Raw genomic sequence first — 19,280 nt, 5'->3', positions numbered from 1 at the left:
TATTGTTATAAAGATAACCAATTTAATCTAAAGGAGAGCTATTTATTGGTATTTCATGCTCAGGGTTAATAGGGCCTTCCCAAGGTTTTGAGGGATTTGATGTAGTCTGCTGATGTACGTTGGTGTGAGTGGCTCGATCTATTGGTTCTGTCAAGTTTTTAGGGTTCGTTATTTGTTCAGGATAGGTGCTTTTACTATAATTCCAATGATGAACCTCCCCATCTATGACATGCCCGGCACTTTCAGCATTCTTCTTAAAGGTCTCCCTAACATATTTAAATGTTCTTTGTAGTTCTAAGTTTGTCATTGGAACTCCATTTTCAATATTTTTTAAATATGCTTTGAAAACATTAGTCCGACTGGAGGAACTTAGTTTTCGCAAGGTATCATTCCATATTTTTAATAATTCAGGATTATCAGCAAGCATTCTTATCCCGAAACTAGAAGGGGTCAGCCGTCTAACCCCCACCTTAAATATCCCCTTGATCTTCCCCGCCAAAGCCTCCAGCTTCATGGCCTTCTGCAATTTAGCAATTGCCTCGGTCATTACCGCAACCCGTTCTGCGCCGAGCACAAATTTACCTGCCGAGGTTACACCTTTTACCGCTGCACCTGCACCCTTGGTGCCCACAACGGCTTCCAGTACGCCTTCAATTACCTGCCCTGTAACCTCGCTGCGCTCTTCGGTGGTACCATGGACCACCTTTTTGTCCCAGCCATCTGCTATCGCATCGCCAATGGCTTCATGGGTAGGGGCCAAGGTAGTGCCGAATGTTGCGTCGAACTGTTGTAGTTTGACAGAGGCCGGTACCATTCCCGATCCCCCGTATCCGATCACGGCTATCCCCGCCATTTTCGTTAGCCCTTTCGCGGTGTCCCGCGGGTGACTCACCATTTGCACCAGTCCGTTCCAGGTGCCTTTGAGCCCTTTTCTAAACCCCCGGCCGATGCCCTCGGTCACATCATGGCCTCCATCGGTAAACATATCTAATATGGGGCCGATTGGCGAGGTTAATGCGGTGCCCAGCATTCCGTCCAGCCAAGGTATACCATCTACCCGGTCTCCTTTATCCTTTTCCAGTGCGTCATTTGCCTTTTCTGTATCAGAAAAAACCTCTATCGTGCCACCCGCCTGGCACTTGCAGTAAGAAGTTAATAACAGTGGTGCTTTCCCCAATACCTTTTGTGCGCCATCGTGCGCTTTTATCCATTCGGGGGCAACAGGCACACAGGCACTGCCGGTAATGGAGCACACCCCAAAACTCGGTATGTTTACGATGGGAATATTGTCTGTTACCGTGGCAATAGGCAATCTGCTGATGTTGTGTTTTTTGGGCGTAGCTATTAGGGGCAGAACAATTGCGCCCTTATCGCATTTTAATATTACTCCGTTAAAGGCAAATAGATCATCTTTGGCCATCTACAACCTCCTTTTTATGTGCCTGTAGAATAACTGCCTCTTCCTTGTACCATCCCCGAGCAATAATTGTCTCTAAGTAACTTTCTGCATAGGTAAGGTTTGCCACGCTAAGCCTTGGACTTGGATTGAACTCATATCTTTCCGAAAACTCGAGGCTCAGATTTGTATCACTTTCAAAATGTCCGTTCAGTGTATTTATAAAGCTTTGAAGTTCCTGTTTTTTGTACAGTTCCTCGTCCAATCCCCCAAAGCGCATCCAGTTTAGGTTTGGTATGTTTTCGTTTGCGGGCTTATATAACCAACATGCCTTGATGGGCAATATCGCCTTGTTGCCAAAGTAGCCAGGAATGTGATAGGGTTCCGGTATTTGATTTAAGTCTGGATTATTGTCGTGTAATTTTGTCGCCGAGAGCGCATTTAATAAGGTTTTTACAATGGGGTTGTATGGGATGATGGCCTGTAGAAACTCATCTTTCATCAGGTTTCGTTCGAAAAACCGTTTGAGGTTACTTCTCTGCCCACTATCTTCCACATGCTCCGAAACCGCTCTTTTCTTTTCTTTCAGAAATGCCGATTGGCTGATCGGATAGAGCGTGTCGAGCAGTTTGCCTTCGCTATCAATGTAGATCTCTATCCTTTTTATACAGTTGAAGAACAGGTAGGTCTCGGGCAGACAGTTCAGTGCCCAATCGCATTTAACGTTATTCATCAAAATGCTCCACTTTTGTGTTCCCGAGTTTTCCCGCTGTACGCCAATGGCTATGTCTCCAATAATATGGTGTTTTACCTCGCGTTCGGCAACCCAGTGCTTGTGCGTGTAGTCGAAGCTAAACGTTTGTCTATCCCTACCGATAACAGGAGGAAAGGCTTCTTCTTCCACTTCTGCATCGGTTCTACCTATTCCCAGAAAGCTGTTTACCCAACCCATACCTAATTGGAATTAATGATGGTGGAATTTAAGTTGATTTCATCGATGCCATTAACATTTACGGTCTTGCCCTTCATGTTGGTAAGGCCATCTCCGTCTTTGCCAAGATCTACTTGTGGTGCGGTGTTCTCGACGCTTTCTTTGCCTTCTATTACTATAACTTTTCCCTTAACATCTACCGTGTTGGTTGCACCTGCCGTTTGTTCGGGCGTTGCGCCCTCAGCCGGTGCCAAATTACCAATGGTAATCTTCGGCGATTGAATATCTATGCTGGTCTGTCCGTTGATACTGATGTTCTTTCCTGTAATGGCAATGTTTCCTTCCTTATCCATGGTGATGGTGCTCTCTCCACTGTGGATAACGATCTTACTTGCGGCCTGCGCGGTCATCAGCCCCGGCCCGTTCTTTATGTTTACAAAATTGGCTGCGTTCGTCCCCATGTTCAGGGCGTGGTTCAGGTCGTCAAAGGTCAAGGCGCTCCCTTTTCTGGAGCTCATCCCTTTAATGTTGCTGTCGGTAAAGCCACTTTCTACGTTATTACTGTGGTACACACTTCCCATAACCACCGGGCGGGCAATGTTTCCTTCTTCGAAAGCTACGATTACTTGATCGCCTTTTTCGGGAACCACCAAGAAACCACGGTTTTTTCCAGTATCGCCATGTCCTGCATTTGGGCTCATTACCCTCAACCATTCTGTGTGGTCGTTTGCTGTACAGGCCCACTTGAACTGTACCTTTATGCGGCCTTGTTTCTTCGGGTCGTTATTGTCCATTACCGTGGCCAATTGCATATCGGCATAAGGTTTTTCTGCACCGTTAACCGGGAGTTTTTCTGTTTCTGCTGCAACACCCTCAAAGGTGTTTTGGTAATGCCCAACGCCATCTAGTTGGTGGTAAACGGCCGTAACCAAGAACTTACCGAAATCTTGCAGCATAAAGCCGCCAACCTTGCCTGCAATGCCATTTATTTCACTGCCACCGGGCACAGCCACATTCTTTACGCTGGTACTGATTTTAACTATCTTGCCAATGCCAACCGATGGGTTGTCGCCATTGCCCATAAGGTGCACGAGTTCTGATACCAATGCCTTCTGCTCATCGTTTACAAAGGTGTTGATCTCCTTTTGTGTGTTTACCCTAACGCTCAGAGGTTCAGTAAAGCGCTTGCTGAACATCATATTAGACGACTTTATGGCGTGCGATACATCTGGCGAACTTGAATTGCTTTTTTCGGGGTCAGCGCTGAGCACCTGGTCTTGTTCTGAATGGTAGGCAAATTTTTGATAGTTGAGCGGTGCAACCGTTAGGCCATATTGCAGGCTGTGCAGATCTCTTCCGTAAATTAGTTTTACCTCTTCCAAATTATCTGGCTTGCCAAAGTTTAGGTTTTCGCCATCGTAATAGAACCATTCGTGGTATTCTGCACTTAGTCGATTGATGAAATCAAAATCGCTCTCACGGTATTGGATCATGTAATCTATCGGTTCTGTAAAGGTTGGCTTGATGTTAAAATGCAGATCGTTGCTGGGCGCATCTTTGGTGGCAAGTTCAAGAATATTTTTTAACGTTTTGTCTAGGTACGAGCCCAAGTCTGGTCCTCTATCTAACAATATCCCCGGACTGAAACCACTGATGAGGATGTCGCCCTGGAAACCATGGCTTTGCGAAATCTCTACCTTGGTAATTTTGCCCATAAAGCGGTTTTCTTCTCCTGTAGCCAGTCCCCATTGTATGCTGAGGTTTCTGCCGATAAAATCCTTGGAATTTTCTATCGAGAGTCCTTTTTCGTCCTCTATCTGGTCGTGGTTGATCCTGAGCGCAAAGGTATGGTGCTGGTTAAATTTCTGCTCTAGCGTAAAATTAGAGAAGTGGGGAATCTCTGTGCCGTCTATGTAGATCTCTACTTTTATCTTGCTTTCCATCTGTTTATTATTTGAGTGGCCATGGCCTGTAATAACTAACTATCTTATATTTGTCGCTTATCTTCCCAAACACAAAACCGAAAGAGGTTTCCTGTCCGTTGTCTTGCGGATATTGTTTCTGTATCTCATACAAACTGCTGCCTTTATCTGCCTGCGTATAGAGCGAGCTATAATAGGGGTCGTTTGTAGTTGGGTCTATCTTGCCTGCCTCGCTATCTGTGCTATTTATTATCAATTTCATCACCTCGGGTGTAAACACATCTTTATAGTAACTAGCAAATTCCTTTTCTTGCATAGATTGGCCTCTAACTGCATTTGGCATCGCTTTTAACTCTTCCTCGCTCCATTGTGGTGCGGTCTGTAATGGGAAATTGAAGCAGTCCATTATCTTTTGTTTATTCTTTTCTTTAATCGCTTGTTTAAACTTTGCAAACGCTTGTTTGAAAAGCAGAAGGTCGCTAATTTTATTTACTGGCGCGGCCGATTTATTTTTGCTACTATCGGTTGTCTTTACAATTTTTGTTCTTGATTCCGTTTGAGCAGGCGCTGTTCCACAGCTTAATTGGAACAACAATCCCGATAGGAACAAAAACGTATAAACTATGCTTTTCATTAGGCTATATTCTAGGAATGCTAATCAACGCACGTTCTTCCATCCGTTTTAAAATAACTGCTGCACCCAATTGTTTCGATACTGCATTGGCATCGTAAACACCATCCTTAACGTATTTGCCTTTTACATAATTGTTAGAATAGCTCCAGAGATATGGACTATTCACTCCCCTTTTGCTGTAGCCAAATCCGTTGTATCCTTCCAGTTTCTGTAGGATAAAAGACAGACTCCAATTCGTCACCGTATCGTATTTCATCAATTTTAATGCATCTACCGCACTCTCCTCAAAAGTAAAAGGCGGCCCTTGGCCAACTTTTGGACGGTGCGCAGGCACATGTACGGTATAGCCCGAAAGTGGATCGCCGTTGTGCAAGTGCTTCTTGAAACTGAACGAGCATTCCAAATAGTGGATGCAGGCAATAAAATACCATGGAATCTCTAACCCAAGCAACATCGCATTAATGCCGAAAACATCGGTGTCAAAAAGATTGTTCTTAGAGAAAGGCGTCGAGAACGTTGAGGGCAAAAACTGACTCAATACCCTATCCGCAGGACTTTTAAATGCTGAGGGGCTTATAAATCCAGTCGACTTTGGCATACTAAGGCGATCATAAAACGGCACGTACGCCGATTGGAACAACGGAGAGCTGGTCTGTGCGTTGTTTCCAGACACAAGATTGGAAACATCTTGGTAACGGTTGCGATTAACTACAACATTCTCGTCGATTACCTTGTCTACCTCGGCCACCTTTTCTTTATTAATCACGCAGGTGTTGAACAAATCGATGTATTCGGTTGCCGTAGGGATGCTGGATTGTTTCTTCTTTACCGTTGGCGCAGTCTTTTTTATAAGTTTTCTCTTCTTTGGCATAAGTTCATGGATAAAACAAAAAAACGGAGAGGATAAGTGCTTATCTCCTCCGTTCGAGTTACATAAGGTTTTTTAACCTATATGCGCTCTATGCCTTTGGCCAGTCGTTCTCGTGCTCGGCGTTGCCGATCTTTAGCTTGCGTGCCGAGATGACAAAACTCAATGACATCGGGTTATCGCCCAAAATAGAGATTCCCTCATTGTATTGGATCAGGTAACCGTCCTCAAAAGACAGTTCCTTCATTTTTGCATCCTCTTCTGATTTTTTGAAGGTGATCTGCCCAGCTAGGGGCTTGTACTGGTTGTTTACCATAGATTCTATCACAGAAGTATCTTCTGTAGATTCTACCTCTACCTGGATGGTACCGCCATAAACGCCGGATGACGGGCGACCCTTGGCATCTACATCCCTGCTAAGGGAGAAACTGCACTGTAATACGTCAAATTCTTTTGATCCGATAGTGATCCTCGCTTTGAAAGCCATGCTTTTAATGTTTTAAATGTGAATGATTTTTCCGCACAGATTTTCTGCACGCACTTGTTTTTTTTACGACAGCTTACTTCCCAGTTGGCCAATCGTTTACATGTTCTGCACTGCCTACTTTCAGTTTGCGTGCAGAAATTACAAATTTTAGGCTCATGGGCGTATCGCCCAAAATGTTCAGCCCCTCGGCGTACTTCACGATGTAACCGTCCTCGAAACTCACTTCCTTCATCTTTGCATCTTCTTCTGATTTCTTGATCAAAAGACTTCCGCTCAAAGGTTTGAATTGGTTGTTCACCATTGCCTCAACCACAGACGTGTCTTCGGTAGACTCTATCTCCACATCTATGGTACCACCATAAACGCCAGAAGATGGCCGTCCCTTTGAATCGACATCGCGGTTAAGTGAATAAGAACAGTTTAGCACATCGTGCTCTTTGCCCATTAGGGTCAATCTTGCTTTGAAAGCCATTACATAATAATTTAAGTGTACGGCGCTAACCGTTAGCGCCTTTCTATGCAAGTTAACAAACCAAAGACCAAAATGTTGCAAATGGATTACTTTTTTTTCCACAAGTTGGGTTAAGGTCGAGCCTGACGTTAATGCTTTTTACTCACATAGCGCAAAAAACAGGGTTTAAAAATCAAACTCGCTGGCATTCCAAAAAGTTAGGCCTTTGGTGTACGCACCAAATCCATTAATTTGTTAACGATAAAATGATATATTTGTAAGAACATTTAAATACCCCCATAAATGCACCGGTTGATAGATCTTTTTCGGAATAAATATTTTTTGGCAACGTTGGCGTTCTTTTTCTGGATTATGTTTTTCGATAAGAACGACATGATGTCGCAATATGAATACCGCACCGAAGCCAATAAATTGCAAAACGAAAAGGAGTATTACGAGAAAGAAACCGCGCAGGTTAAAACCGATTTGACCGAACTGAGCACAAACTTAAACATGGCCGAGAAATTTGCCCGAGAAAAATACTTCATGAAAAAAGACAATGAAGATGTTTTTGTGATTATTAGGGAAGAGAAGAAATAGGTTTAGGGTTTAGGGTTTAGGGTTTAGGGTTTAGGGTTTAGGGTTTAGGGTCAACTCTTTAAACCAAAAATTGTGTTATTTTCTTTCATTTTTTTGAAAACGAGACACTCTACGGATTTAGAAAATCCTGCCCCGCATTCCACTGTATCTTTTACCCCCATCGCCTAAAATCCATCTCAGGTAAAAGGATGCCGTTCCAGTCGGGTTTAACAAGTTACTGCCGTGCAGTCAACACAGGTTTCATTAGCAACGCCACAAACCTCAACCTATAAATTTTAAATAATTGGCTTTTTTTAATGCGAAAATTTAGCCATGATTATAACAATCAACCCAGATATAAGATACGGCAGAATTATAAAAGTTATACTGGCCCAAATTGTTTTTTTCCGACTCAGATTCGCAAAAATACTCAACCCGAGAAACAATAAATAGAACTGAAAAATTTTGGACCCTATTATAATAGCCATTTCGGCAAAAGGAACCAAGAATAAGATTACAGATAAAAGTGAAGAACAAATTGCGATAGGCAAAAAAGTATAGATTAATATGAGCTCTGCGGTAAACTCATCCATAGTACCTCGAAATTTTTCTATTACAAGCACCAAAATAGAGGCTCCAAGTTTAAACATGTAAAGCGCAATAAAATAACCTATCGGTAGCAAAAACAATGATCCAAATAGAAAGCCCAGCATAGTATCGTGCTTGGTAAAAAACAACATAATTAACCATCGAGCGAAGATAGCTGTGGCTATGAGTAAATTTTTATGGCTATCGCCAACGCGATCTACAATGTAAGGAAAGGTGCGTTCGGGATATGTGAACAAAGATTTAAGCGTAAACCAAAGATTTTTTATTGCGAGCATAAAATTTAGATATAATAGATATAAGATAAATGTAAGAAACCTCTAGCTATTTCACTAATATTTTTTCAAAATCTGTACTGTCGCCGTTAAAAGCATTAAAATCTACCACATGGCCAATTCCGTTAATTCTAGCTCTATCAGAATGTTGCCAAAAGCTCCATCGGCTTTTATCAATTCTTAATTTGGGCTGATGGTAATGTGCTACCCACAGTAGGTAATCGTCAAAATTTCCGCGCAGATAATCTTCATAAAACTTTAGCCCACTATAAATTATGGGCCTAACTTTCGTTTTTATTTCTATATAATTTAGGTAGTCAGCGAGTTCAGCTCGCATTTCTAGCGGAGAAACACCATCTAAGCCCTCTACATCTACTACTGGCGGCAAATCTCCTTTCTCTACATTTGCTACTTGCAAGAAAAATTGTGCCTGTGCTTTTCCATCATATCTTGGCCTAAAGAAATGATAGGCCCCTCGTATTATTCCTGCTTTCGGGGTTTCGCGCCAGTTCCTTTTAAAATAGGGATCTACCTTTAGTAAGCCGTCAGTTGCTTTAACAAAAGCAAAACGAACGCTCACTTCGTCTTCCTTCATCCTTTTAACCTTTTGCCAATTTATTTTGCCTTGATAATAGGAAACATCGATACCATGAACCTTATACTTTTTTGGAATTTTGATTTTAAAACTCTTGTAGATTGGATAATTTGAATCTTGACTCAAGTCTTTAACCCATCCCCAAGTACTCACAAAGCCTTTTAATACGTAACCATAATAAAAAGGCGAAAGGAAAACAATCAGTAGCCCTGCCAGTGCAATTTTCCATTTGGCCGAAAAGCCGCTGCTTCTTTTCTTCATCAAAGTCGTTTTTCGTTGGTCGTTGGTCGTTTTTCGCTAATCGTAAATCTAAAATCGTAAACCCTTTTACACTTCTCCGTTTCGTTTTCTTAAAAACCACTCGGTACTTAGCAGCGCCAAAATCAAAGCGAGTAGCCATTTTACGTTTATAAGCTCAACATACCGCCTATCTTCGTAACTAACAGTTTTGATGTTGTCGTTTTTAGATACTTCGTTTACAATTTGAAGTAGATTTTTTGGCATAAACATTTTGCCTCCGCTTTGCTGTGCCATGGCGTTTAGCAATCGATGATCTGCAGTGGTTTGCCTGTACTCTGCCAATAAGGGCGTAACGTAAAAGCCACCAATTGCCAATAATTTCTCCTTACCAAGTAGAGTGTTCCCAGTAAAAGAATAGCTACCTGGCGGCAAATTACCTATGTTTAGTTGGTAACCAAGCGCTGATTTAGAGAATACATAATTAAAGTTTTTACCTTGTTGGTTTTTTAAAACAAGATTTACTTCGGGCTCGTTTATGGGCTGATAGCTTTTGTTGTATAGCGTTGCGTTTAAATACACCTCTTCACTTTCTTCGTAATTAGGTTTTGAGGGCACTATCCTAAACCGTCGTTTATCGTCCTTAACGGCGAGGTACTGAATGGTTTTAGAAATTAAATCTTTAACAAATCCGGTGCTATCTACACTTTGTGCTTCATTCAGTTTCCAGCGCCAAAGCCCCTCGCCCAATAAAAAGCCGAGTTTCTGGTCATTTTCATTGGCAAAGAATAGCAGTGGCAATTTGGTGTCTATTTTGCCAATGCGCTGATCTAAAACCGCGGTAGTGTTTGCTGATACATTTAACCTTCCAAAAGGACTAAGCAGGGGATCTAAACCGCTAATTACTTTCTCATCACTTTGTGCTAAACTAAAGTTGGTAAAATTTTGTCCCTTTACAGGATAAATCTCTTGTAAACCTCCATTTGCTAAGTTTAAGCTCACTGCATTTTGCATCTGATTAAATCCAGCCAGGTTGGTCTGTCCTCCTAAAATAAACCACAGTGGCTTTCTAATGGCCTGCAAATTACTTATAAAAGTGGTGTATAAATTGCTAGCGTCTGGCAATTGATAAAGAATAATCACATCAAAACCTTGGAGTTTTATGTTGTTTAATTTATCTGCCAAGGCCAATGTAACTTCGAAATGCTTGTTGCTAGAAATCGCCTCTTTAAGCACCGCCAGATCTGGATGAGGAGCCGCAGCCGCTAGCAATACCTTTTGCGAACCATCGATTACCTCCACATAAAAAGTTTGCGAATTGTTCTTGGTGGTTATCTCGTTCTTTAACGGCGCAATTTCTATTGTAAATTTTTGCAACCCTACCCTATCTGCTTTTACTTTTATAGGGATGGTTTTTACGAATGCTTTTCCTTTAACGGCTACACTTTGCTTCTGGACAACCTTACCATTGTACACGAGACTTAGCTGTGCTGTTTCTCCATCACCATCAAAAACCTTAACCTGCACTTCTGCTGTAAAACTATCGTTAAGGTACACGATATTGCTGTAATTTAAGCTTGTAATAACCGCATCGCGCTTCGGTATCGTATCGCCTAGGGCAATGGTATAAACCGGCGACTTTAAGCCTTGTAAGCCATAAAGCGGGTTTGCCCCTTTATTAAATATCCCATCAGTTGCTAAAATAACCGCACCTACATTTCTGTTTATATATTCTTCTTTTATCTTTTTTAAAAAAGCATCTGCGTCAGTCAACTTAGCCTTGTAAGAAAAATCCAAACCCTTTCCTATTTGCGCTCCAAAATGGTAGGTCTGCACATCAAATTTTTCAGAGAGTTTTTTCTGCAATTCTTTAAAATTGCGTTGGTAAGCCTGCTGATCAAAGCCATTTGGCTCCACCTGTTTAATAGATGTTGAATTGTCTTGACCAATAATAATGACCGGCTTTTGCAAAGTATATTGTGTAAACTTTAACAAGGGCGCAACTAGCAAAAAAGCAATAATGGCAACCAACAAAGTTCTAAGCGCAGCGAAACCAATGTTATGTTTTCTTTTTAAACCGCTCTTGCTTGTGTAGAGCAGCCAGGCATATAAACCGCCTAAAAGAAAACATCCTAAAAGAAAAAAAATGGTTGAGGTTGAAAAAGTGCTCATCATAATTGATAAAGATGCTCATTTTGCAGCTTTTTTAGCAAAGAAAGTTAGAATATGTATTTTTGAGGTAAGCTTGCGGCTTAGCCGTACATGGGCAAAAATACATCATCGCCATAAATTTGTTTTGAATTGCTTATCTATAGCCAAAAACTAGAATGAGGCTGTATGCGTATTTTTAAAAACATTTTTAATCTCATAAATTTATCCATACATTTGCAGGCTAAAATTTGAAGTACTTTGAACCCGTTAAAACAATTTTCAATCCCTTTTACCGGCCTAAAACTTGGAGTCCATCATTTTGATTATCAAATTGATAACTCATTTTTTGACGCATTTGATTATTCGTTGATAAAAAGTGGAGATTTAAAAGTAAACGTGGAATTAGAGAAACAAGAAACCATGTTGCTGTTAAATTTTAAGATTGTTGGTACGGTAAATTTAATTTGTGATAAATGTTTAAGCAACTTTCCGTTGCCTCTAAGCATTAACGAAAGGCAAATAGTAAAGTTTGCCGGCGATGAGCTAGAAAGCGATGACGAAGAAATTATCAGTCTGAATCGTAAAGAAGCTGAGATAGACATATCTAAGCCGCTTTATGAAATGATAAATGTTAACGTGCCTTTTATTAAGCATTGTGAGCAAGCAGGAATTAGTTGTGATGAGGAAATGATTACTCGATTGGAACAACTGAGCATCGCGAACCAAAAAAACGAAGAAAAAACGGCCGATCCACGTTGGGAGGCACTTAATAAGTTAAAAAATAATTAAAATATAAAATGGCACATCCAAAACGGAAAATTTCGAAACAAAGAAAAAATAAAAGAAGAACACACTATAAAGCAGAATTGCCTTCTTTGTCAACTTGCTCGGCTACAGGTGCTATACATGTTCCTCACCGCGCTTATAACGTTGATGGAAACCTATATTACAACGGTAAACTTGTAATTGAAAATACTCAAATAGGGTAATTTTCTTAAAAAATTGTTTGTGTTTTCGACTTCTTTAGTCATACCTTAGTCCGTTATAACACTAGGTAGCGCCTAACTTAAATACATACATATTTTTTTTCTATGAGAATAGGCCTTGACATTATGGGCGGAGATCACGCTCCCAAAGCAATTGTTTTGGGAGCCATTGCTGCCCATAAACATTTAAAAACTGATGAGCATTTAGTGCTTATTGGTAATACGGATCACATTAAACCAATCTTAGTAGAAGAGGGTTTCAATGCTGATCATTTTGAGTTTGTACATACTGAAGAAGTTATTGGTATGGGCGAACATCCTACCAAAGCCATAATACAGAAACCCAATTCTAGTATAGCTATTGGCTTTAGCCTGCTTAAAGAGGGGAAGCTAGATACTTTTGCCAGCGCAGGCAACTCTGGCGCCATGCTAGTTGGCGCATTGTACAGCGTAAAAGCTATTCCTGGTATTTTTAGACCTTGTTTGCCCACGGTTCTGCCTAAACTAAAGGGCGGCACCGGCATTATGTTAGATTCTGGCGCAAATGCCGATTGCAAACCAGAGTATTTGCCACAGTTCGGCATACTGGGCAGTATTTACGCCACACACATGATGCACGTCGAAAATCCAAAAGTTGGGCTCATAAACATTGGCGAGGAAGACGAAAAAGGAAATTTATTAAGTATGGCCGCTTTTCCTTTAATGAAAAACAGTACCTTTAACTTTATAGGCAATGTAGAAGGCAGAGATTTGTTTAACGATGCTGCAGATGTAATTGTTTGCGATGGTTTTACAGGGAACATCATGCTAAAAATGGCCGAATCATTTTACGTCCTCACGTTAAAAAAAGGCCTTAAAGACGAATTTTTCGATAGATTTAACTACGAGCAATACGGCGGAAGTCCGATTTTGGGCGTAAACGCGCCTGTAATTATCGGACACGGAATATCTAGCCCAACCGCTATAAAAAATATGATCTTTCAATCTAGAGATATGATTTACACTAAATTGATAGATAAAATAACAGTTGCGTTTAAATAATTAAAAATGAGTAAAATTCACGCAGCTATCACTGCAGTAAACGGCTATGTTCCCGATTATGTGCTTACCAACGCAGAATTAGAAACCATGGTAGATACCTCTGACGATTGGATAACTTCCAGAACTGGTATTAAAGAAAGAAGAATTTTAAAAGGTAAGGGATTGGGCACTTCAGATATGGCCGTGCACGCTGTTAACGGCTTGCTTAAAAAAAGAGGAATAGATGCGACAGAAATAGAGCTTATTATCTTTTGTACCACCACGCCCGATTTTACTTTCCCTGCAACGGCAAACGTATTGGCAGATAAGATAGGTGCCAAAAATGCCTGGGGATATGATTTACAAGCAGCTTGCTCTGGATTTATTTTCGGCCTATCAACAGGTGCATCCTTTATAGAATCTGGCAAACACAAGAAAGTATTGGTGGTTGGCGGCGACAAAATGTCTTCTATTATCAACTATAAAGACCGTACTACTTGCATTATCTTTGGTGATGGCTGTGGTTGCGCTTTATTAGAACCCAATGAAGACGGTCTAGGTATATTAGATACCATTTTAAGAACTGATGGATCTGGCAAAGATTATCTTGGCATGAAGGGAGGAGGTTCTGTGATACCAGCTACACACGAAAGTATCGATGCAGATTTACATCATGTACATCAGGAAGGGCCCGCAGTTTTTAAATTTGCCGTAACAAATATGGCAGATGTTGCCGCCGAGATTATGGAACGCAACAAACTTACTGCGAACGATGTTGCTTGGTTGGTGCCTCATCAAGCTAACAAGCGCATTATAGATGCTACCGCTAGCAGAATGGGCGTTGGGACTGATAAGGTGATGATAAATATAGAACGTTACGGAAATACCACAAATGGCACCATTCCACTTTGCTTATGGGAATGGGAAAGCAAGTTGAAAAAAGGCGATAATATTGTGTTAGCCGCTTTTGGAGGTGGTTTTACCTGGGGTTCTGTTTACCTAAAATGGGCCTACGATACTGTTTAACTGCAAATTGCAAACAAAGCAGAAAAATATTTTGCAGTCATAAATTAAAATAAAAAAGTATTAACTTAGTTGCTTCATCAAGATTATTTTTGACAAAACAAGCTTTAAAAATGGACATCAAACAAATACAAGACCTCATTAAATTTGTTGCTAAATCTGGGGTAAATGAAGTTGCTATAGAGCAAGAAAACTTCAAAATTACCATCAAAACAAACCAAGAGCAAACTGTTGTGCATGCCAATATGCCACAAATGCCACTTATGCAGGCAGCCGCACCTGGTGCAACAACGCCAACAACAGAAATTGCACCTGGAGTAACCAAAATACAAGAAGCAGAAGAATCTAACTACATTACCATAAAATCTCCAATGATTGGTACATTTTACAGGTCTTCTAGTCCTGACAAGCCAATGTTTATAAATGTTGGTGATGAGGTTTCGCCCGGTAAAGTTGTGTGCATTATAGAGGCCATGAAACTTTTCAACGAAATAGAGAGTGAAGTGTCTGGCAGAGTTGTAAAGATTTTGGTAGATAACTCCTCTCCTATTGAGTATGATCAACCTTTGTTTTTGGTAGAACCCATTTAAAAAACCGTCGTGCTGAACTTGTTTCAGCATTTTTTTATTTATAGGTAAGACCCCTTACGTTTTAGGGCCGACGAAAAGAAAAAAAATATGTTTAAAAAAATACTGATTGCAAACCGAGGTGAAATAGCACTACGAATCATCCGGACATGCAAGGAAATGGGCATAAAAACCGTGGCCGTTTATTCTACCGCAGATAGAGAAAGTCTACATGTTCGCTTTGCCGACGAAGCCGTTTGTATAGGCCCACCGCCAAGCAAAGATTCTTATCTAAACATTCCCAACATCATTTCGGCAGCAGAACTAACCAATGCAGATGCCATACATCCTGGCTATGGGTTTCTTTCTGAAAACGCTAGATTCTCGAACATTTGCAGAGAATATAACATCAAATTTATTGGTGCAACACCCGAGCAAATAAACGGCATGGGCGATAAAGCTTCGGCTAAGGAAACCATGAAGAAAGCCGGCGTACCAACCATTCCAGGTTCTGAGGGCTTGCTTACAAGTGTTAAGGAAGGCATAAAGATAGCCAACGACATGGGCTATCCTATCATATTAAAAGCTACCGCTGGTGGTGGTGGGCGAGGCATGCGGGTTGTTTGGAAAGACGAAGAATTTGAGCATGCTTGGGATAGCGCCAAACAAGAATCTGGCGCTGCATTTGGCAATGATGGATTATACTTAGAAAAATACATAGAAGATCCCCGCCACATTGAAATTCAAATTATTGGAGACCAGTTTGGAACAGCTTGCCATTTATCAGAAAGAGATTGCTCCATCCAACGGCGCCATCAAAAACTGGTAGAAGAATCGCCATCGCCATTTATGACTGACGAACTAAGGTTGCGCATGGGCGAGGCGGCCATAAAAGGAGCTGTTGCTGTAAAATACGAAGGCGCAGGTACTATTGAATTTTTGGTAGATAAACATCGCAATTTCTATTTTATGGAGATGAATACCCGAATTCAGGTAGAACATCCGGTTACGGAAGAAGTGATAAATTTCGATTTAATTAAAGAACAAATTAAAGTGGCAGCTGGTATTCCTATATCTGGAAAAAACTATTTTCCAGATATGCACGCCATAGAGTGCCGCATAAATGCAGAAGATCCTTTTAATAATTTCCGCCCATCACCAGGTAGAATTACCAATTTTCATTCGCCAGGAGGACATGGCGTTCGGGTAGATACGCATGTGTATGCAGGCTACCAGATTCCGCCAAACTACGATTCTATGATTGCTAAACTTATTTGCGTAGCACAATCTAGAGAAGAAGCCATTTGCACCATGGAACGCGCCTTAGGCGAATTTGTAATTGAAGGCGTAAAAACAACCATCCCTTTCCACATTCAACTAATGAAGGATCCAAATTTTAGGGCTGGGAACTTTACAACAAAATTTATGGAGACCTTCGAATTTTCAGAAAAATAAGTAATTATAATTTATTCTTAAACTATTTTTATCTTTACCACGTAGATACCATTCTAGAATAAAAGAATGGTATTTTCATTTACAACATGAGCGAAAAATTAGAAAGAAAACCCCTGCTTAAAACCATAGGAGAAAAAGGAAAAACTCTAGAAGCAGAAATGTCGTTTTTCGACCATATAGATGTACTTAGAAAGCACTTAATAAGGGCAGTAATCGTTATTGGCTGTTTAACGGGAGTAGCCTTTTATTTCAACGAATTCATTTTAGACACCATTATCTTCGGCCCAAAAAAACCGAGTTTTTGGACTTATAGAATGCTTTGCGAATTGGTGGCGCACTTTCCGTCTATGGGTGAAGGGTTGTGCATTACCCAGATAAACGGTAAAATCATCAATACAGAAATGGCCGGACAGTTTAACCTGCAGCTTAGCGTCTGCGTAATGGCCGGTATTATTGTAGGCTTCCCATATTTGCTGTGGGAAATTTGGCGTTTTGTTAAACCCGCCTTGTTAGAGAACGAACGAAAATCAGCCAGTGGCTTTGTTTTCTTCGCTTCTGCACTCTTTATAGTTGGTATTTTATTCGGTTATTTCATTGTTTGCCCGCTTTCTGTTAATTTTTTAACGGGTTATACAGTAAGTAAGGAAATCGAAAATACCTTTACGGTAGATTCCTATCTATCGTCTGTAGCAACCCTTACCTTGGGCACCGGAATTATCTTCGAATTGCCGATCGTTATTTTTATTCTTTCGAAACTTGGCTTTATGACACCAAAGTTAATGAGGTCCAGCAGAAGGTACGCTGCGGTAATTATTTTAATTATTGCAGCCATCGTTACGCCAACGCCAGACATTATGACGATGATGATTGTTGCAACGCCTTTGTTTCTACTTTATGAGTTAAGCATTTATGTTTCTGCTTATATAGAACGTGGAAAGAAAAAGGCAGAGACAGAATTCTATGCAAAATAGAGCTAAAAACTAAGTTTATAAACCAAAACCCAATCCATTGAAACTGAAATTAGCCATCGGTTCTGATCATGCCGGCTTTGATTACAAAACAACTTTGATAAGCTATTTAAAAGATTACGAAGTTAAAGACTTTGGCTCATTTGATTCAGCCTCAGTAGATTACCCAAACTTTGCACACCCCGTTGCCGAGGCAGTTGCCAGTGGCGAATTCGATTATGGAATTTTACTTTGCGGATCTGCAAATGGCGTAGCCATTACCGCAAATAAACACCAGTTAATCAGGGCTGGCATTTGTTGGCTGCCAGAAATTGCTTCTCTTATTCGCAAACACAATAATGCCAACATCCTTTGTATTCCGGCCAGGTTTGTATCTTTACCAGAAGCACAAGAAATTACAACTGTTTTCTTAAACACAACCTTTGAGGGCGGCAGACATCAAAAAAGGATTGACAAAATATCGCCCCACACCTAAATACCTAATTATGAACACCAGACTTTTAACAATTGCCGCGGCAGCTCTATTTGGCACAAGCTGTTTTGCACAAGTAAAACCCCTACCAATAAGCAAAAATGCCGTTAAATTTAGCAAAGCGATAAATCCAGAAGCAGCTTATAAACACTTATCGGTTTTAGCTTCTGATGAATATGAAGGTAGAGAAACCGGCACAAGAGGGGCTTGGATGGCCGCAGATTATATTCGCAATTACTTTAAATCAATTGGATTAAAGGGCCCTATTAATGGCGATTACTTTCAGAAAATAGATCTTGTAAGCGATAGCATTACAGAGCACATGTTTACGATAGATGGTAAACCACAAAAAGCGTTTAAAGACTTTTATATCCCTAATGGCTCTGTAGGCCAAAAAGGTTTTACATTTAGCGCAGACGAAGTTATTTTTGTTGGATACGGTTTACAAAACGGAGATTATAACGACTATAAAGACATAGACGTTGCCGGAAAAGTTGTTATGCTTTTTGCAAATGGAAACCCGACTTTAAAGGCAGGAGAGAAATTAGATAGAAGACAAACCATGATGGCCCGTTTCAAAAAGATGAGCTATTTAAATCAAAATAAAGCCAAAGCAGTTTTAATAATAGACCCATCTCTTGATAAAACTTCTGATTATATAATTGAACGCCAAAAAGCAGGTGTAGTTTCTGTAAAGAAACAAGCTACTGAAACTGGAGCTTCGAATTCAAATCCTTTTATTTCCATATCTATTTCTACCGCAACTGCTAACGGCATTTTAAAGGCGGCAGGAACAAGTGTAGATTCCATTCAGCACACCATTGCCGCAACCATGCAGCCTGCTTCGAAAACGATAAATATTGCAATTTCTGCTAGCGCGATGAAAATAGAAAAGCCAGTACGCTGCGAAAACGTTTTGGGCTATTTAGAAGGAAGCGATCCTAACTTAAAAAAAGAAGTTTTGATTATTACAGGACATTATGATCATATTGGCTTGGTAAATGATCCAGAAGCAACCGATAAAGTAAATAATGGCGCAGATGATGACGGCTCTGGTACAACAGGTGTTCTGCTAATGGCTAAAGCATTTATCAATGCAAAAAAAGCAGGTAAAGGGCCAAAAAGAAGCATCTTATTTATGACCGTTGTTGGAGAAGAAAAAGGACTTTGGGGTTCTGAATGGTATTCTGAGCATCCGGTGTTTACAGTAAAAAATACCATAGCCGATTTAAACACAGATATGATTGGCCGTATTGGCGAAGAATATTTGGGTAAGCCAGATTCTGCCAACTACATCTACTCGATTGGATCTAACATGTTAAGCAGCGATTTGGGCAAACTTAGCGAGCAGGTAAATGCCACCTATACCAAAATGAAACTTGATTATAAATATGATGACCCTAAAGACCCAGAACGCATCTATTATCGTTCGGATCATTATAACTTTGCAAAATTAGGCATTCCCATCATTTTTTATTACGACGGAATGTTGCAACAAGATTATCATCAACCAGGTGATGAGGTGAGCAAAATCCACTTTAATTTATTGTGCAAAAGGGCTAAACTTACCTATTTTACCGCGTGGGAGTTAGCCAACCGCGCTAAGAGACCTACTGTAGATCTAGATGGAAAAGGAAATCCATTGAAATAACAACTGT

Annotated in this window: 20 protein-coding genes; 10 read left to right on the top strand and 10 right to left on the bottom strand. The window is 40.5% G+C overall.

The genetic code is table 11. The features are described from left to right. Nucleotides 1–22 precede the first annotated feature (22 nt). The 7 genes from ABIB40_RS17755 to tssD (ABIB40_RS17725) form a co-directional block, all read right to left on the bottom strand. Nucleotides 23–1,420 carry a DUF4280 domain-containing protein gene (locus ABIB40_RS17755; RefSeq protein ID WP_354360742.1) on the bottom strand — a complete coding sequence of 466 codons (1,398 nt, stop codon included), beginning with the start codon at nt 1,418–1,420 and terminating at the stop codon, nt 23–25. Then, the gene (locus tag ABIB40_RS17750) at nt 1,407–2,348 is read right to left on the bottom strand and encodes a hypothetical protein (RefSeq protein WP_354360741.1); all 942 of its coding nucleotides are present in this window, start codon (nt 2,346–2,348) and stop codon (nt 1,407–1,409) included. The genes ABIB40_RS17755 and ABIB40_RS17750 overlap by 14 nt, the downstream gene beginning before the upstream one ends. A 2-nt stretch (nt 2,349–2,350) precedes the next feature. Then, nucleotides 2,351–4,270, bottom strand: a complete 1,920-nt coding sequence (locus ABIB40_RS17745) for a type VI secretion system Vgr family protein (protein ID WP_354360740.1) — start codon at nt 4,268–4,270, stop codon at nt 2,351–2,353. Nucleotides 4,271–4,277: 7 nt separating this feature from the next. After that, the gene (locus tag ABIB40_RS17740; RefSeq protein WP_354360739.1) at nt 4,278–4,883 is read right to left on the bottom strand and encodes a hypothetical protein; all 606 of its coding nucleotides are present in this window, start codon (nt 4,881–4,883) and stop codon (nt 4,278–4,280) included. 4 nt (nt 4,884–4,887) lie between these two features. Next, entirely contained in the window at nt 4,888–5,754 is an 867-nt protein-coding gene (locus tag ABIB40_RS17735; RefSeq protein ID WP_354360738.1) for a hypothetical protein, read from the bottom strand. A gap of 88 nt (nt 5,755–5,842) precedes the next feature. Continuing rightward, nucleotides 5,843–6,238, bottom strand: a complete 396-nt coding sequence (gene tssD / locus ABIB40_RS17730; protein WP_354360737.1) for a type VI secretion system tube protein TssD — start codon at nt 6,236–6,238, stop codon at nt 5,843–5,845. A gap of 73 nt (nt 6,239–6,311) precedes the next feature. Beyond that, nucleotides 6,312–6,812: a type VI secretion system tube protein TssD gene (gene tssD, locus ABIB40_RS17725; protein WP_354360736.1), complete on the bottom strand. Its 501-nt coding sequence runs from the start codon at nt 6,810–6,812 to the stop codon at nt 6,312–6,314. Nucleotides 6,813–6,992: 180 nt separating this feature from the next. On the opposite strand from tssD (ABIB40_RS17725), the gene ABIB40_RS17720 reads away from it, so the two are divergent. Beyond that, on the top strand, nt 6,993–7,289 hold the full coding sequence (locus tag ABIB40_RS17720) for an FtsB family cell division protein (protein ID WP_354360735.1): 297 nt from the start codon (nt 6,993–6,995) through the stop codon (nt 7,287–7,289). 293 nt (nt 7,290–7,582) lie between these two features. Here the strand turns inward: ABIB40_RS17720 and ABIB40_RS17715 are convergent, their stop codons facing one another. The 3 genes from ABIB40_RS17715 to ABIB40_RS17705 form a co-directional block, all read right to left on the bottom strand. Further along, entirely contained in the window at nt 7,583–8,152 is a 570-nt protein-coding gene (locus ABIB40_RS17715) for a YIP1 family protein (RefSeq protein ID WP_354360734.1), read from the bottom strand. Nucleotides 8,153–8,198: 46 nt separating this feature from the next. Beyond that, nucleotides 8,199–9,005 (bottom strand): glycoside hydrolase family 25 protein, encoded by an 807-nt coding sequence (locus ABIB40_RS17710; RefSeq protein WP_354360733.1) that lies wholly within the window; start codon nt 9,003–9,005, stop codon nt 8,199–8,201. Nucleotides 9,006–9,071: 66 nt separating this feature from the next. Next, a complete protein-coding gene (locus ABIB40_RS17705; protein ID WP_354360732.1) occupies nt 9,072–11,156 on the bottom strand; it encodes a hypothetical protein in 2,085 nt (694 codons plus the stop codon). Nucleotides 11,157–11,390: 234 nt separating this feature from the next. Between ABIB40_RS17705 and ABIB40_RS17700 the strand changes: the two genes are divergently transcribed. From ABIB40_RS17700 to ABIB40_RS17660, 9 genes are all read left to right on the top strand, one after another. Beyond that, the gene (locus ABIB40_RS17700) at nt 11,391–11,921 is read left to right on the top strand and encodes a YceD family protein (protein WP_354360731.1); all 531 of its coding nucleotides are present in this window, start codon (nt 11,391–11,393) and stop codon (nt 11,919–11,921) included. 8 nt (nt 11,922–11,929) lie between these two features. Next, on the top strand, nt 11,930–12,121 hold the full coding sequence (gene rpmF, locus ABIB40_RS17695; protein ID WP_354360730.1) for a 50S ribosomal protein L32: 192 nt from the start codon (nt 11,930–11,932) through the stop codon (nt 12,119–12,121). A 102-nt stretch (nt 12,122–12,223) separates the two neighbouring features. Continuing rightward, nucleotides 12,224–13,159 carry a phosphate acyltransferase PlsX gene (gene plsX / locus ABIB40_RS17690; protein ID WP_354360729.1) on the top strand — a complete coding sequence of 312 codons (936 nt, stop codon included), beginning with the start codon at nt 12,224–12,226 and terminating at the stop codon, nt 13,157–13,159. Nucleotides 13,160–13,165: 6 nt separating this feature from the next. Continuing rightward, complete coding sequence (locus ABIB40_RS17685; RefSeq protein WP_354360728.1) at nt 13,166–14,164, top strand: beta-ketoacyl-ACP synthase III; 999 nt, start codon at nt 13,166–13,168, stop codon at nt 14,162–14,164. A gap of 110 nt (nt 14,165–14,274) precedes the next feature. Continuing rightward, nucleotides 14,275–14,751, top strand: a complete 477-nt coding sequence (accB, locus tag ABIB40_RS17680; RefSeq protein WP_354360727.1) for an acetyl-CoA carboxylase biotin carboxyl carrier protein — start codon at nt 14,275–14,277, stop codon at nt 14,749–14,751. 87 nt (nt 14,752–14,838) lie between these two features. Next, complete coding sequence (accC, locus tag ABIB40_RS17675) at nt 14,839–16,182, top strand: acetyl-CoA carboxylase biotin carboxylase subunit (protein ID WP_354360726.1); 1,344 nt, start codon at nt 14,839–14,841, stop codon at nt 16,180–16,182. Nucleotides 16,183–16,268: 86 nt separating this feature from the next. Then, entirely contained in the window at nt 16,269–17,153 is an 885-nt protein-coding gene (gene tatC / locus ABIB40_RS17670) for a twin-arginine translocase subunit TatC (RefSeq protein WP_354360725.1), read from the top strand. 43 nt (nt 17,154–17,196) lie between these two features. Beyond that, a complete protein-coding gene (gene rpiB, locus ABIB40_RS17665) occupies nt 17,197–17,625 on the top strand; it encodes a ribose 5-phosphate isomerase B (protein ID WP_502931068.1) in 429 nt (142 codons plus the stop codon). Between the two features lie 10 nt (nt 17,626–17,635). Continuing rightward, the gene (locus tag ABIB40_RS17660; protein ID WP_354360723.1) at nt 17,636–19,273 is read left to right on the top strand and encodes a M28 family peptidase; all 1,638 of its coding nucleotides are present in this window, start codon (nt 17,636–17,638) and stop codon (nt 19,271–19,273) included. Nucleotides 19,274–19,280 lie beyond the last annotated feature (7 nt).

The organism is Pedobacter sp. UYP30 (assembly GCF_040547165.1).
Lineage (GTDB): Bacteria > Bacteroidota > Bacteroidia > Sphingobacteriales > Sphingobacteriaceae > Pedobacter.
This window is presented reverse-complemented; position numbering and strand designations above follow the sequence as displayed.